This is a genomic window from Desulfosarcina widdelii (assembly GCF_009688965.1).
Taxonomy (GTDB): Bacteria; Desulfobacterota; Desulfobacteria; order Desulfobacterales; family Desulfosarcinaceae; genus Desulfosarcina; species Desulfosarcina widdelii.
In genome coordinates, this window is sequence record NZ_AP021875.1 from 4,573,887 (window position 1) to 4,586,772 (window position 12,886).

15 protein-coding genes are annotated in these 12,886 nt (G+C 59.0%); 8 read left to right on the forward strand and 7 right to left on the reverse strand.

Annotation, left to right across the window (positions count from 1 at the left end; genetic code table 11):
• Window positions 1-47 precede the first annotated feature (47 nt).
• From GN111_RS20990 to GN111_RS21020, 7 genes are all read right to left on the reverse strand, one after another.
• The gene (locus GN111_RS20990) at window positions 48-401 is read right to left on the reverse strand and encodes a DUF5320 domain-containing protein (protein WP_170302391.1); all 354 of its coding nucleotides are present in this window, start codon (window positions 399-401) and stop codon (window positions 48-50) included.
• A gap of 25 nt (window positions 402-426) precedes the next feature.
• Entirely contained in the window at window positions 427-1,026 is a 600-nt protein-coding gene (locus tag GN111_RS20995; RefSeq protein WP_155305631.1) for a DUF134 domain-containing protein, read from the reverse strand.
• Window positions 1,027-1,271: 245 nt separating this feature from the next.
• On the reverse strand, window positions 1,272-1,601 hold the full coding sequence (locus GN111_RS21000; RefSeq protein WP_155305632.1) for an antibiotic biosynthesis monooxygenase family protein: 330 nt from the start codon (window positions 1,599-1,601) through the stop codon (window positions 1,272-1,274).
• A 139-nt stretch (window positions 1,602-1,740) separates the two neighbouring features.
• Entirely contained in the window at window positions 1,741-2,394 is a 654-nt protein-coding gene (locus GN111_RS21005; RefSeq protein WP_155305633.1) for a DUF1638 domain-containing protein, read from the reverse strand.
• A gap of 12 nt (window positions 2,395-2,406) precedes the next feature.
• A complete protein-coding gene (locus GN111_RS21010) occupies window positions 2,407-4,317 on the reverse strand; it encodes an FAD-dependent oxidoreductase (protein WP_155305634.1) in 1,911 nt (636 codons plus the stop codon).
• A 493-nt stretch (window positions 4,318-4,810) separates the two neighbouring features.
• Window positions 4,811-5,173, reverse strand: a complete 363-nt coding sequence (trxA, locus tag GN111_RS21015; RefSeq protein WP_155305635.1) for a thioredoxin — start codon at window positions 5,171-5,173, stop codon at window positions 4,811-4,813.
• 225 nt (window positions 5,174-5,398) lie between these two features.
• Complete coding sequence (locus GN111_RS21020) at window positions 5,399-6,772, reverse strand: sigma-54 interaction domain-containing protein (protein ID WP_155305636.1); 1,374 nt, start codon at window positions 6,770-6,772, stop codon at window positions 5,399-5,401.
• A gap of 211 nt (window positions 6,773-6,983) precedes the next feature.
• Here GN111_RS21020 and GN111_RS21025 point away from each other — a divergent pair, with 211 nt between their 5' ends.
• Genes GN111_RS21025 through GN111_RS21060 form a run of 8 tightly spaced genes read left to right on the forward strand, consistent with a single transcriptional unit; the run spans window position 6,984 to window position 12,872 of the window.
• Window positions 6,984-7,289, forward strand: a complete 306-nt coding sequence (locus GN111_RS21025) for a sulfurtransferase TusA family protein (RefSeq protein WP_155305637.1) — start codon at window positions 6,984-6,986, stop codon at window positions 7,287-7,289.
• Between the two features lie 16 nt (window positions 7,290-7,305).
• On the forward strand, window positions 7,306-7,560 hold the full coding sequence (locus GN111_RS21030) for a sulfurtransferase TusA family protein (RefSeq protein ID WP_155305638.1): 255 nt from the start codon (window positions 7,306-7,308) through the stop codon (window positions 7,558-7,560).
• A 10-nt stretch (window positions 7,561-7,570) separates the two neighbouring features.
• Complete coding sequence (locus GN111_RS21035; protein ID WP_155305639.1) at window positions 7,571-7,993, forward strand: hydrogenase iron-sulfur subunit; 423 nt, start codon at window positions 7,571-7,573, stop codon at window positions 7,991-7,993.
• A 13-nt stretch (window positions 7,994-8,006) separates the two neighbouring features.
• Window positions 8,007-9,311 carry a CoB--CoM heterodisulfide reductase iron-sulfur subunit A family protein gene (locus tag GN111_RS21040; protein WP_155305640.1) on the forward strand — a complete coding sequence of 435 codons (1,305 nt, stop codon included), beginning with the start codon at window positions 8,007-8,009 and terminating at the stop codon, window positions 9,309-9,311.
• A 47-nt stretch (window positions 9,312-9,358) separates the two neighbouring features.
• Window positions 9,359-11,284, forward strand: a complete 1,926-nt coding sequence (locus GN111_RS21045) for a CoB--CoM heterodisulfide reductase iron-sulfur subunit A family protein (RefSeq protein WP_155305641.1) — start codon at window positions 9,359-9,361, stop codon at window positions 11,282-11,284.
• 40 nt (window positions 11,285-11,324) lie between these two features.
• The gene (locus GN111_RS21050; protein ID WP_155305642.1) at window positions 11,325-11,642 is read left to right on the forward strand and encodes a winged helix-turn-helix domain-containing protein; all 318 of its coding nucleotides are present in this window, start codon (window positions 11,325-11,327) and stop codon (window positions 11,640-11,642) included.
• Window positions 11,639-11,941 (forward strand): 4Fe-4S dicluster domain-containing protein, encoded by a 303-nt coding sequence (locus GN111_RS21055; protein ID WP_155305643.1) that lies wholly within the window; start codon window positions 11,639-11,641, stop codon window positions 11,939-11,941. The genes GN111_RS21050 and GN111_RS21055 overlap by 4 nt, the downstream gene beginning before the upstream one ends.
• A 1-nt stretch (window position 11,942) precedes the next feature.
• Complete coding sequence (locus GN111_RS21060) at window positions 11,943-12,872, forward strand: (Fe-S)-binding protein (RefSeq protein WP_155305644.1); 930 nt, start codon at window positions 11,943-11,945, stop codon at window positions 12,870-12,872.
• Window positions 12,873-12,886: the final 14 nt, after the last annotated feature.

A 12,886-nucleotide genomic window follows, 5' to 3' on the forward strand; every position in this document is an offset into this window, starting at 1 on the left:
TTCTGCCGAGAGGCAGATTCCGTCAGGCCGGTACCCCGGATCGGGTATTATTCGGAGCCTTCCTTTTCCAGCTCGGCAATTTTCTGCTGGATGGCTTCCAGAGAGTTTTTCATGGCCTCGGCGTTGGACCGGAGCATTTCGATTTCATCGGTTTTGCTTGCCGGGTAGCCATATCCGGTTGCAGGCGGGGTCTCGTATCCGCCAAAGGCCGGGCCATAGCCTCGACCCATCCTCCGGCCGAATCCGCGTCTGAATCCCATTCCCCGGCCGTAGCCGTAGCCATAACCCCTGCCACCATATGCGGGCAGGTTGCCGGCGCCTGCCGGCCGTCCACACATTCCTCTGCCCCAGCCGGTCATGGGACCGGCGCCCATGGGGCCACTTCCGTTAAATCCTGGCATGGTGATGTCCTCCTAAATTTAAGTGTCAACGGTTTTGACCGCGTCCACGGCCCATTCCTCCCTGGCCCTGCCCGCGACCACCGCCCCGGCCTTGCCCCTGACCGCTTCCGCGGCCGCCGCGGCGGCCACCTTTTTCCTGGGGGCAGGGCGGTTGTTGGCCCTGTCCGCAGGGGCCTTGGCCTCTGCCTGTCTGTCGGCCCTGTCCGTCCGGGCCGGTTTTATCTCCTTTGGGCATTTGCGTCACCTCCCTTCCTGTTTGTGTCTCGTCTGCCGGCGTGCCGGCTTCCATTGCATATCCTCCCATGCGCCCCCGTCGCCCGTGACGCCGCCTGCCCCCTCCGCGCATGGCATAATTACCCCCGTTAATCTGGAGGGCCTTGCCCGTGACCAGGGCTTCGCCGACGATGCTCCGGGCGGAAAACAGAATTCTGCCGTAGGTCTGCCGGGAGACTTGCATGAGTTTGGCTGCCGATTCCTGGTCCAGATGTTCGAAATCGCTCAACCGGATCGCCTCCAGCTCTTCCACGGAGAGCATCACCTCTCCGGTGATCGGTATGCCCTGGGGAACGAAGGCGGCGATGGTCGGATAAGCGGATACGAATCTGGGTTTCTTAGGTCTCGGCATAGTTAGTGGCTTTCCACTTTCTGGATGAACACTCATTATGGTCGTTTGACTAAAACAATAAGATTGCATAATTGGAAAGTCAACACAAATATTGATCAAATGACTAAAATGTTTTGTTTGGCAAGCAACAGGCAACCGCGCAGAAGTTTCCCCGTGATTACCTGTCGAAGCGGCGGCGTGAAGGGTCAGGAGGTTGCACGGATCGCTCACACCGTTGATCCGAAAAAACTCAGGGGATTTTCTTTTTACAGCGTTTTTGCATATGTCGGCATAATGCCGCCGACGAGGGGCTCATAGATGCGATATTCGGTGGTCTCGCCGGTGATGGCATCGATCTCTTTCTGTATGGCCGTGCGCGTCTCGCTGTGAAGCCAGGTGTGCCAATCCTCGACGGACCGCCAGGTGCTGCGCACCAGGTATTCCTCTTCACCGGCGGGGTCGATGCATTTGAGGGTTTCTCCTGAAATGTAGCCTGGCTCGGCCAGGGCGAGGGACCGCAAGCGAACGACCAGCGGAGCCAGCGCCGCTTCCTTCTCTTTGACAAACCGTCTTCTGATCAACACTTCGATGGCCATGGCTCTTGCTCCTTTCCCCGATGGGTCAATCGGTCCTGAAGAAAACGCCAATGTTCCATTTACTGATCTTTTAGCGGGTCTGCATCGCATCTTTCTCGGGCGAAGTCTTTTTTCGGCTGTCGCAATTTCCCCTACTTGTTTAATTGTGCAGCTTGTCCGCCTGCTCCGCAAGCAAAATTTTAAATCGATCCAGGCTGACCGGATAAGGGATGATGGGGATGCCCATCCAGTCCGAGTATTCCAAAAAATCTTCCGGATGCTCGGCCATGTAAGTATCCATGTAGCCGATGCCGTCCAGGACCACGGCGCCGCCGCTATGGCGGGGAAAATTTTCGTTGGCCAGGCCCTTGTCCCAGCCCTTGAACACCTTGTGGCGAAACTTGATCCAGCCGGGCGTCATCCACCAGACTTTTTCGCCGCCGGCGACGTCGGCGGCAATGCCTTCCCGCTCGGCCTCGCTGGCGATCATGTCCATGCAGTGGGTGGCATCGATCCGGGCTACATTTTCCCCCTGCTCCGCGATGATCTGCTGCATGGTGCGGGTGGGCTCGTCGGCGTTGACGTAGCAGAACTTGCCGCCGTAAACGACCAGCACCTTGCCGGCCTTTTCTTTTGCCCGGGCGATCCGGTCGAGCAGTTGGTTCTCCAGTTCATGAATGTCCTCGTGAAGTCCGGGGGTCGTGAAAAACAGGTGTTCCGTGTCGAGGAAGCCCTCGGCCCGAAGATGGTTCAGTTCCAGGGACAAGGTGCCACAGGAAACGATGGCGATATCGGAAAATGAGGTCTGAGCCATGAAATTCTCCTTTTAATATTTTGCAGCCAGGGCGTACCCGGCATGGACGGCCGAATAAATGTCCATCACGTTCTCGGCATCGCCGATGACTTCGACGGCGGATACGGTTTGTGCGATGCTCGGATCGGGGGCGGGCGCGGAAAGCATGCCCGAGGCCAGGATGACCGTGTCGAACGGCGCCAGTTCTATCGTTTCCCCGTCTTTTTCCACCGTTGCCTTGCCGGTTTCCAAACGTTTAACCGTCGTGTGGGGCATCAGGGTGACATTGCTCATCTGGTCGATATGCATGAGGGACAGCTTTTTGGTGATCATTTCCATCATGCTGCCGATGGGGTCGGTTCGCTTGGTGGCCGTTACCTCCAGCCCCTGGGCGCCGAGTTTTTCCGCGATTTCCAGCCCGGTCCGGCCGGCACCGATCACCAGAACCCGCGTCCCTTTGACCGGTTTGGCCGCCCCGAAGTATTCCAGGGATGTCATGGTGTACTGGCTGTCGAGCCCTTCGATATCGGGAATCCGCTGCCGGGCGCCGGTGGCCCAGACGAGCAGATCCGGTTTGGTTTCGGCGACCATGTCCGCATCCACGGTCCTTTCGGTCAACACCGTTTCGGCGCCGGTTTTTACCTGCGCGGCCAGATTTTCCAGGCCGTCCTTCATTTTTTCTTTGCCCGGCGCCTGCCATGCCAGGTTGAATTGACCGCCCAACCGATCACCTTTTTCCGCGAGTGTGACCCGATGGCCGCGTTTGGAAAGGTAGACGGCGGCGCTCATACCGGCGGGTCCGCCGCCGGCCACCAGGACGGTCAACGGACGATCCGTTTTTTCCAGCACCGGTTCGCCGATTTCCGGATTCAGGTTGCATCCGATGGGCTGGCCGTTCTTCACCCGGTGCAGGCAGCCCTGGAGGCAGTATCCGCAGCTTTGCACCCCTTCGAGGTTCCCTGCTTTCCATTTTTGGATCAGGGCGGGATCGGCGATCAGGGGGCGGCCCAGCGCCACCAGGTCGGCGAGGTTGTCATCGAGCACTTTGGCGACCCGATCCGGGCGGCCCATGCGGCCGGCCACGATCAGCGGCAGATCGGTTTGGAAGCGGACCCAGGCCAATGCGTCCATCTGGGGCTTTTCCGGCAGTCGGCCATGGTGGAAATACCATGGCGGGCTGGCGCATGACGAGCCCATGCCTACGTGTACGGCATGAATTCCGGATTCCTTGGCCGCTTTTACCAATGGCGCCAGATCCTCCGGTGCAATGCCGAGTTCCGGCGACATTTCGTTGCCCGATACCCGCAGAATGCGCGTGAGATCGGGAGCACCGGCCTTGACTGCCGCCAGCACCTCACTTGCGAACAGCAGCCGATCCTGGCCGTAGCGGTCCGTTCTCCGGTTGATTTTTCCGTTGAGAAACTGGGACACCAGGTAGCCATGCCCTCCTTGGATTTCAATGGCATCGAAGCCGGCCTGCACGGCCTTCTGGGCGGCGGCCCTGTAACCATCCACAATCGCGCCGATTTCCGCTTCGGTCAACACTTCGGCGGTAACCCCGATGGTCGGGCAGGTCATCTCGGATGGCGCTTTAGGGTTCTGGCCGGACGCTTTGGGTTTGGCCGCGGCGCCGCCATGGTTGAGATGCAGGCATGCCAGCCGGTTTTGGGCGTGAATCACGTCGGCGATTTTCTTCAGCTCGGCGGTACTTTCGGACAAGTGAACGCACAACTGTTTGGGGTGTTCTTTGCCCTCTGCCGTGACCGCTACGGGCTCGATGATCACAAGCCCCGGCCCCTGATCGGCAATTTGCCGGTAAAAGGTCAGATGTCGATCGGTTACGTTGCCGTTGGGGGTGCCGTTGGCGGTTTTGATGGGTGGAAAGACGAACCGGTTGGCCAGGGTCAGGTTTCCCAGGGTCATGGGTTCAAACAGTCGTTGCATGGGCGCTCTCCTTGGATGATAGGGTTTTCGTCGAAAAGGCCGGATAATCGGCGGATCAGGCGCCGCGAAATCGTCGCTCTTCTGAGTATTAACTCAATTTTTATGCCAATCGCAGCGCTTGGGTTCGGGGTGGGTTCTCTGTTTTGCCGGGTTGGGCAATAAAGCCGATGAGAATGCCCGTCGTTGTGATTCGGCGGGCCATAATGCGTCTGGCCGGGGAAAAAATGAAAATCAATTGGTGGCCGAGATCCTAAAGAAAATCCGGGAAAGGAGCACAGGTGGCGTTATGTTAACACATTTGAAAATGAGGTAACGTTACTGTAACGCTTTGTGGGGAGCGGAAAAATCGCATCGAAACCGGGAATCGACCATGGTTCGGCTGAAGCGGTTGGGCGTCTGCCCTGAGCAGCGCTCGGCCCAACGCAAATAGAGGCCTTTCGGCATGCAGCCGAAAGGCCTCTATTTGCGTTGTTGCAGCCACATTTGTTGCGGTTCAATTAACAATAAAAGGTGCCGGTGTGGATTCGCCGGCCAGGGCTTTTTGAATGGTGTCCTCGAGAACGGATTGGGAAACCATACCGGTCACGGAATGGATCGGCTGGCCCTCCTGAAAAATCATCAGGGTGGGAATGGATTGGATGCCGTAACGCTGGGCAACGGAGGCATGATCGTCCACGTTGCATTTTGCAAATTTCATTTGATTTCCATAGGTTTCCGCCAGGCTGGCAAATGCCGGTGCCATGGCTTTGCAGGGACCGCACCACGGTGCCCAAAAATCGACGATGACGGGTTGGGACTGCTCCAGGACTTGTTGGTCGAAAGCGTCTTTCTGGATCTCGGCAACGGATTCGGACATGGGGTTTTCCTCCTTGTAGTGGATGTTTCAGGCTGTATTTGATTTTCTTTTGCCGTTCTTACAACTCCTGTGCCAATAAGAAGGGCCCCGGCACGATGGGTATGGCTGCTTTCGTGCCGGGGCCCTGAGGAGGTGAGAGTAAGGCTGAGTGAATCAAATGGAGGTACTGATTGGCTTACTCTGACAAACGAGCAACGCAAATCCAGTGCCAACGGTTCGATTTCTTTACGACCCCAATTCGATGCCGTATTTCTTAATTTGCTTCCAGACACTGGTGCGGGAGATGCCCAGCAGGCGGGCGGCCTGGGAACGATTGCCGTTGGCACGGGTCAACGCATCGATCAGCCGGTTGCGCTTCACATCGTCGAGATTGGTTTCCAATGCACAGGAAACCTCGCCGCCTTTGGGGATCGCATTGCTGATTTGCGGCGGCAGGTGATCGGGACCGATCATGCCCTTGGGGCAACTGACAAAGGCATACTCGAAGGCGCTTTTCAATTCGCGGGCGTTTCCGGGCCAGGGATAGGCGATGAGGCGGTCCATGGCCGTTTTGGAGATCCCGTCCAGGGTTTTGTCGCTTTTCAGCAGGATGCGGTTGAAAAAGGAGCGTGCCAGAAGGGGGATGTCCTCGACGCGCTCGCGCAGCGGCGGGATGTGAACGGGGATGACATTGATGCGGTAATAGAAGTCTTCACGGAACGATCCGCCTGCAATGAGTTCCGGCAGGTTGCGGTTGGTGGCGGAGATGATGCGCACGTTTACGGAGATGGGACGGCTGTCGCCCACCCGTTCCACCACCTTTTCTTCGATTACCCGCAGCAGTTTGACCTGGGTGGAGAGGGGCAGGTCGCCGATTTCGTCCAAAAAGATGTCGCCGCCATTGGCCGCTTCAAACCGTCCTTCCCGGTTCCTGTGGGCGCCGGTGTAGGCGCCTTTCACATGGCCGAACAATTCGCTCTCCAATAAGGATTCGTTGAGGGCGGCACAGTTGACTTTCACATAGGGTTGACCGCTCCGGCCACCCGCTTCGTGGATGGCGCGGGCGACCATTTCCTTTCCCGTGCCGCTTTCGCCGTATACGATGACCGGAGCATCGGACCGCGCGGCGTTGGCAATCAACTCGAACACCCGCTGCATGGAAGCGCTGGCGCCGATCATGCCGTAAAATCGATCCTCGGCGTCCAGTTCCCGTTTGAAGCTTTCGATTTGGGTTTCCTTGGCAACCAGATCGGTGATGTCGGTCATGGTTTCCACGGCCCCGGTGACCGTGCCGGAGTCGTCTCTGAGGACCGATGCGTTTTTCAGGATATGCACCTGTCGGCCGTCTTTGCGGGTTATGCTGCAGCGCTGCTTTTTCAGATGCCCCCGTTTGAACATCAGGCACCAGTGGCATCCATCCTTCTGCCGGGCAAACTCGCAGGAGGTGCAGTTGAGCGTCGAGCAGCGGTTGCCCACGATTTCGTTTCTCCGATATCCGGTAATCTCCTCAAAGGCGCGATTGACGGAGATGACGACCCCCTCCGGACTGACCACCATGACCCCGTCCTGAATGGTGTCCACCACGGATTTCCAGTAGTAGTTCAAGTCTACATCGCTCATGGATTGGCCCCCTGTTTACTAAGTGAACAAAGTATGTGTTCATCAAGTTAACACATGAACAGTCGGTTGCCAACCCTCTATGCGCTGAACGACGTTTTTTGTCGACGCGTTTCGACGCACTATAAAATATAACTATCTGGAATCATATTGTAATAAATTTTACGAAAGATGGGTTCGATGAACTTGGCATCGCCATTGCTCAAGGAGTGACATGTCGTCCCCCGGCAGCGCGTCACTTACCGAAAAGACGGACAGTGTGATGATAAGGTTCGATCTCCGTGAAAAACTGATTCCTTTCTCGTTGCTGCAGATTTCCAACAACTTCCGGGAAATGCAGCCCGGCGACGAAATGGAGATTCTGGCCGGCGATTGTCCCATTCAGGCTGCGATTTTCAAGGACGTGATGCGGATCCTGCCAAAAAGCGACTACGAACTGCTCTCTCAGAACGATTTTACGGGAGACGAGCCGGTGAAACGGCTAAGGCTGAAAAAGAAAGAACCAAAGGCAAACATCTAAACAAAGGAGAGTCATCATGTCAGCAGCCGAATTGAATTCCATGGAAGCGGCAAGCACGGTAGACGCCAGAGGCAGCGCCTGTCCGGGACCCCTGCTGGAGGCAAAAAAAGGGATCGGCAAGGTCAAGGTCGGCGAAGTCCTCGAAATCTATTCCAACGATGCCGGCACCCGCACGGATATCCCGGCCTGGGCCAAAAAAGTGGGCCATGAGTACCTGGGCGTGGTCGAGGCCGACGGCTACGACAAGCACTTCATCTGCCGGAAGAAATAGCGGGGCCGCGATGACACCCAAGGCCCAGAACCCAGGCAAAATCCTGATCCTGGCCACCGAGAGCTGCGCCTATCCGGGCGCCAACTCGGTGGGCCAGGCCCACGCCAGTTATCCGGCCAACACCTATATTCTCCGGGTCCGCGCCCCGGTGCTGTTTCCCGAACAGTTCTACATGGATTGTTTCAAAAAGGGTATCAGCGGCATCCTCATCATGTCCTGCGGTGAAGAGTGTCCCTACGAGGGGGCCTATCACGCCCTGGCCAAGCGGCTCGACCGGGTCTACCAGCTCATGAAGACCGCGGATATCGACATCCGCCGCTTGCGGCTGACGGCGATCTGTACGGTCTGTAACCGGTCGTTTTTAAAGGAAGTCAACGACATGAACGCCCTGGTGCAGGAACTGGGTCCGCCCACATTTGAATCGGCAGTTTAGAAAGGAAAGTCCCATGCTGGAATCCGACACTGTCAAGCGTTTCGATGCACTGGTCGTGGGCGGCGGCATCGCCGGTCTCCAAACCGCCCTGGACCTGGCCGACCAGGGATTCACCGTGGCCGTTGTCGAAAAAGACGCTTCCATCGGCGGCAAAATGATTCGCCTGTCCAAGGTGTTTCCCACCCTGGACTGCGCCAGCTGCATCACGACCCCCAAAATGGCGGCAGCAGCGCATCATGCGAACATCACCCTGCTGACCTACTGCGACCTGAAATCGCTGGACCGCAATGGTACCGGTTTCCAGGCGACCGTCGTTCAGCAGCCCCGGTATGTGGATGCGGACAAGTGCATCGGATGCCGCCAGTGCGAATACAACTGCCCGGTGCTGGTTTCCGATCCGGAACAGGGCGGTTTTTGCGGGACCAAGGCCGTCGCCATTCCCTTTTCCAACGCCATTCCCCAGATCGCCGTGCTCGATCCCGACCAGTGTATGCTGTGCGGCAAATGTGCATCGGTCTGTCCCACCGAGGCCATCGACTACTTCCAGAAGCCGACGACCTTCACCATCGAGGCGAACACGGCCGTGCTCACCACCGGGTTCGAACTGACGCCGGTGACCGACAAGCCCCAATACGGCCGGGGTGCGATTCCCAACGTCATCGATTCCCTGCAGATGGAGCGTCTTCTCGCCCCTCACGGCCCGTACAACCGGGTGCTGCGACCGTCCGACGGCATGGAACCGGACAACATCGCCTACGTGCAATGTGCCGGTTCACGGGACAAAAGCATGGGGGTGCCTTACTGCTCGCGGGTCTGCTGCATGTACGCCATCAAACAGGCCATGCTGCTTTCCGGAGCCCTGCCCCTGGCCGACATCACCATTTATTACATGGACATCCGGGCCTTTGGCAAAGGATACGAGCAGTTCTACCAGAATGCCCAGGCCATGGGGATCAATTTCGTCAAAGCCAAGGTGGCCTATATCGAACCCGGCGAGAACGGCAATGCGATCCTGCACTACGAAGACCAGGTCGGCGGCGGGATAACGACGGCCGAGCACGACCTGACGGTGCTCTCCATGGGGATGGTTCCATCGTGGAATCCGGCCGGCATCTGCCCGGTAGCAAGGGGTGATGACCGTTTCATCCACACCATTCGGCCCAAGCTTGCCCCCACGCTGACCGACATGGAGGGCGTCTTCACCGCCGGTGCCGGCGCCGGCCCCAAGGATATCGTGGACACCATCACCGAAGCGGGCAGCGCCGCCACGGAAGCGGCCAATTATCTCAGCGCGCGGTCCAGAATCAACGCCGCCTGACCGGTATCGGTCTGCGGCAACGCAACAACCCATTGGGAGGCACCCAGATGACGGACGAAAAACAACCCTGTGCCGCGGATGCGGGAAAAAAGGTCGGCATCTACATCTGCTATTGTGGAGGCAACATTTCCGACCACGTCGATGTGGAAGCGGTTCGCGACCAGGTGGAAAACCTTCCCAACGTCACCGTGGCCCGCACCAATATGTTCATGTGCTCGGATCCGGGCCAGGATCTGATCATGGAGGACCTGAAAAGCGGGAAGGTGGACCGGGTGGTGGTCGCCTCCTGTGCACCCAGCCTTCACGAAGCCACCTTCCGCAGCGCCATCGAACGCGCCGGTGTCAATCCGTTTATCTACGAACACGCCAACATCCGCGAACAGGTAAGCTGGGTCCACCATGGGGATGCGGCCACGGAGAAGGCCACCCGACTGGTGTCCGCAGCCGCCGCGAAGGCGGAGCAGCTCAAACCTCTGGAACCGATCCGTGTGGATGCCACCCGGCACGCCACGGTCATCGGCGGCGGCATTGCCGGTCTGCGTGCGGCCAAGGATATTGCCGATCGGGGGTTTGCGGTGAGCCTCATCGAACGATCCCCGTTTCTCGGCGGCCAGGTCTCCCGGCTGGACCGTATCGCCCCTACCGGCGAAAAGGCCACCGACCTGATCGACACGCTGGCCGGCGAGGTTGTTTCCCATCCGGCCATCACGGTGCTCACCTGCGCACAGGTGGAGGGCTTCGGAGGCTACATCGGCAATTTTACGCTTTCGGTGCGACAGGAGCCGCCGGAGGATCCCGAAACCGTCGAGCACCTGAAGCAAATCCAGGTACAAAAGCCGGAACCGGGACGCGCGATTCCTTTTGCCGGCCTGCTGCCGGCACCGCCGCCGACCGAATCCACGACGGTCACCGTGGAAACCGGGGTGGTGGTCCTGGCTACTGGATTCAAATCCTACGTCCCGCGGCAGGGGGAATACGGATATGGGGAGACGCCATATGTGATCACCCTGCCCCAGTTGATCGAGAAGATGGCCGGCCTGACGGCGAAAGGAAGCCGCCTTGAAATCGACGGCCGCGCCATCGGCAGCATGGTCATGATCCATTGCGTCGGCAGCCGCCAGATTCCGGGAATCCACCCGGAGGACGAATCCGGCCACCTGAACGAATACTGCTCAAGGACCTGCTGCACGGCCACCCTGGCCGCGGCCAACCGGATTCGCGAGACCTGTCCCGAAACCCGGGTCTATGACATGTACCGGGATATCCGCACCTACGGGCGCGGCCAGGAATCGGTGTATGAAGAGGCCTCGCGCAACGGAGTCGTTTTCGCCCGTTTCGAGGCGGACAATGCGCCCGAAGTTGCCAGAAACGAGGGGGATAGCGGCCATCCGCTGCAAGTCACCGTCACCGATGGGCTGACCTTCGACGAAACCATCGCCGTGCCGGCGGACCTGGTCGTACTGGCGACCGGCATGGAGCCCAACGACGTATCGGATCTGGTCGAGATGATGAAGCTGCCGGTGGGCGCCGACCGTTTTCTGCTGGAGGTTCACCCCAAGCTGCGCCCGGTGGAACTGCCCGTGGGCGGCGTTCTGCTGGCCGGCACCTGTCAGGCGCCTTTCGACATCGGCGAATCCGTCAGCGCGGCCGGTGCTGCGGCGGCCAAGGCGGCGGCCCTGCTGGCCCGCGGCCATGTCGAACTGGATCCCTTCGTGGCGGAAGTCGATCTTTCCCGCTGCACCGGCCGCGGCGCCTGTGTCGAGGCCTGTCTCAACGCCGGCGCCCTGACCCTGGTGGATGTCGAGGAGAACGGCGAAACGGTGCAGCGGGCCCGGGTGACGCCGGCGCTCTGCCTGGGATGCGGCGCCTGCGCGGCCGTGTGCCCGGAAAACGCCATCAATGTCAACGGCATGACCCTGAAACAATATGAAGCCATGGTCGACAGGATCGTTTCCGAAACGGAAGCGGCCTGAGGAATCGCCCTGCTCAACGAAATTAACCGGGAGAATTGGCATGCAATCCGAACCCGATAAAAAAATAGCCCTGAAACAGCTTCGCCAGGAGCGCCGGCAATCGATCAAGAAAGCAACGGCGGCCATGAAAGCGCAGCGAAAAACGATCAAAGCCATCGAAGCGAGCCTGTCCAACGGCGCGGCGACCGTTCCCGAGATCGCCGTACGAGCCGGCATCCCCACCGACGAGGCGCTCTGGTTCATCGCCACGATGAAAAAATACGGCCAGGTCGTCGAGGAGGGCAAGGATGGCGGCTATTACCGCTATACCTCCATCCACGCGGAAGCCGAAGACAAGAAAACAGGAGACCGCCCATGATCACCCTCAGTCCGGATTTTGCCCAGGAGATGCAGAAATATGGCGAAGACACGGCTCTGGCCTGTTTCAACTGCGGCACCTGCGCCGCCATCTGCCCGCTGCTCCACGAGCACTTCCCGCGCAAGATGATCCGCTACATCCAGATCGGCGCCCGGGATCGGATCATGGAGCATGCCGACGAACTCTGGAAATGCCTCCACTGCGGCCTGTGCACCCAGACCTGCCCGCGGGAGGCCAACCCCGGGGAGATCATCCTCTCCCTGAAACGAATGGTGGTCGATCACTGGAGGGAGTCCTGACATGTACCGTCCTAAAGACATTATCGAAACCATCGCCGCGAACCTCAGGCAGACCCGCAACCCTTTCGGCATTCCCAACGCCCTGGTCAACCGCTGGTGGGTCGACAGCGATCTGCCGTACACGGGAGACACCCTTTTGTTCACCGGCATGATGTATCAGTTCATCCCTTACATCGAAGCCTCCACCCGGGTTCTGGAACAATACGAAGACACGCCCTGGGCCGACTATCTGCAGTATGCCCGCTACGTTCCCGGCATCGTTTCGGGCTTGGGCCTGGCCCTGGTGACACCGGGCAGGGAAAAGCGCAAGTTCAACCGGATCCTGCACGACATCGTGCGCATCCTCAAGGCCTCGAAGGTGGACTTTTTCTATCACCCCCAACTGGACCAGTACAGCGGGGTGCTGCCCTACGATCTCGGGGATCAGAAAACGTTTGTGCGCCACGCCCGCTGGGTGGCCAAACGCCTGCAGTCCGCAGGCATCAAACGGTTGATCACGGTGGATCCCCACACCACCTACGCCCTGAAAGAACTCTACCCCAAATATACCGGCATCCGGTTCGAGGTATCTCCCTACTTCGAGAAGATCGACCTGCCCGAGGCCGATAGCACCCGGACCGTCACCCTCCACGATCCTTGTTTTTACGGCCGCTACCTGGGGCTGTCCGACGTTCCGGAAGAAAAACTGGCCCGGCTCGGGGTCACCTGTCGACCCGTTCCCCAATCCGGTTCTTTTACCCATTGCTGCGGCGGCCCGGCCGAATCGATTTCACCAAAACTGGCCGGCGAAATCGGCGGCCGGCGAATGGCGCAGCTTGAAACCACCGGCGCTCCACTGGTCGCCATGTGCCCGATCTGTCTGGGCAACCTGCGCAAAACCGGTGCCGAGGTGGCCGACCTCTCGTCGGTGATCGCAGATGCCATGGCCTGATATCTGACTTTTTA

Bases quoted from the DNA above. Each gene is read 5' to 3' on its own strand.
- GN111_RS20990 (WP_170302391.1), bottom strand. From the start codon at position 401: ATGCCAGGATTTAACGGAAGTGGCCCCATGGGCGCCGGTCCCATGACC.
- GN111_RS20995 (WP_155305631.1), bottom strand. From the start codon at position 1,026: ATGCCGAGACCTAAGAAACCCAGATTCGTATCCGCTTATCCGACCATC.
- GN111_RS21000 (WP_155305632.1), bottom strand. From the start codon at position 1,601: ATGGCCATCGAAGTGTTGATCAGAAGACGGTTTGTCAAAGAGAAGGAA.
- GN111_RS21005 (WP_155305633.1), bottom strand. From the start codon at position 2,394: ATGGCTCAGACCTCATTTTCCGATATCGCCATCGTTTCCTGTGGCACC.
- GN111_RS21010 (WP_155305634.1), bottom strand. From the start codon at position 4,317: ATGCAACGACTGTTTGAACCCATGACCCTGGGAAACCTGACCCTGGCC.
- trxA (WP_155305635.1), bottom strand. From the start codon at position 5,173: ATGTCCGAATCCGTTGCCGAGATCCAGAAAGACGCTTTCGACCAACAA.
- GN111_RS21020 (WP_155305636.1), bottom strand. From the start codon at position 6,772: ATGAGCGATGTAGACTTGAACTACTACTGGAAATCCGTGGTGGACACC.
- GN111_RS21025 (WP_155305637.1), top strand. From the start codon at position 6,984: ATGTCGTCCCCCGGCAGCGCGTCACTTACCGAAAAGACGGACAGTGTG.
- GN111_RS21030 (WP_155305638.1), top strand. From the start codon at position 7,306: ATGTCAGCAGCCGAATTGAATTCCATGGAAGCGGCAAGCACGGTAGAC.
- GN111_RS21035 (WP_155305639.1), top strand. From the start codon at position 7,571: ATGACACCCAAGGCCCAGAACCCAGGCAAAATCCTGATCCTGGCCACC.
- GN111_RS21040 (WP_155305640.1), top strand. From the start codon at position 8,007: ATGCTGGAATCCGACACTGTCAAGCGTTTCGATGCACTGGTCGTGGGC.
- GN111_RS21045 (WP_155305641.1), top strand. From the start codon at position 9,359: ATGACGGACGAAAAACAACCCTGTGCCGCGGATGCGGGAAAAAAGGTC.
- GN111_RS21050 (WP_155305642.1), top strand. From the start codon at position 11,325: ATGCAATCCGAACCCGATAAAAAAATAGCCCTGAAACAGCTTCGCCAG.
- GN111_RS21055 (WP_155305643.1), top strand. From the start codon at position 11,639: ATGATCACCCTCAGTCCGGATTTTGCCCAGGAGATGCAGAAATATGGC.
- GN111_RS21060 (WP_155305644.1), top strand. From the start codon at position 11,943: ATGTACCGTCCTAAAGACATTATCGAAACCATCGCCGCGAACCTCAGG.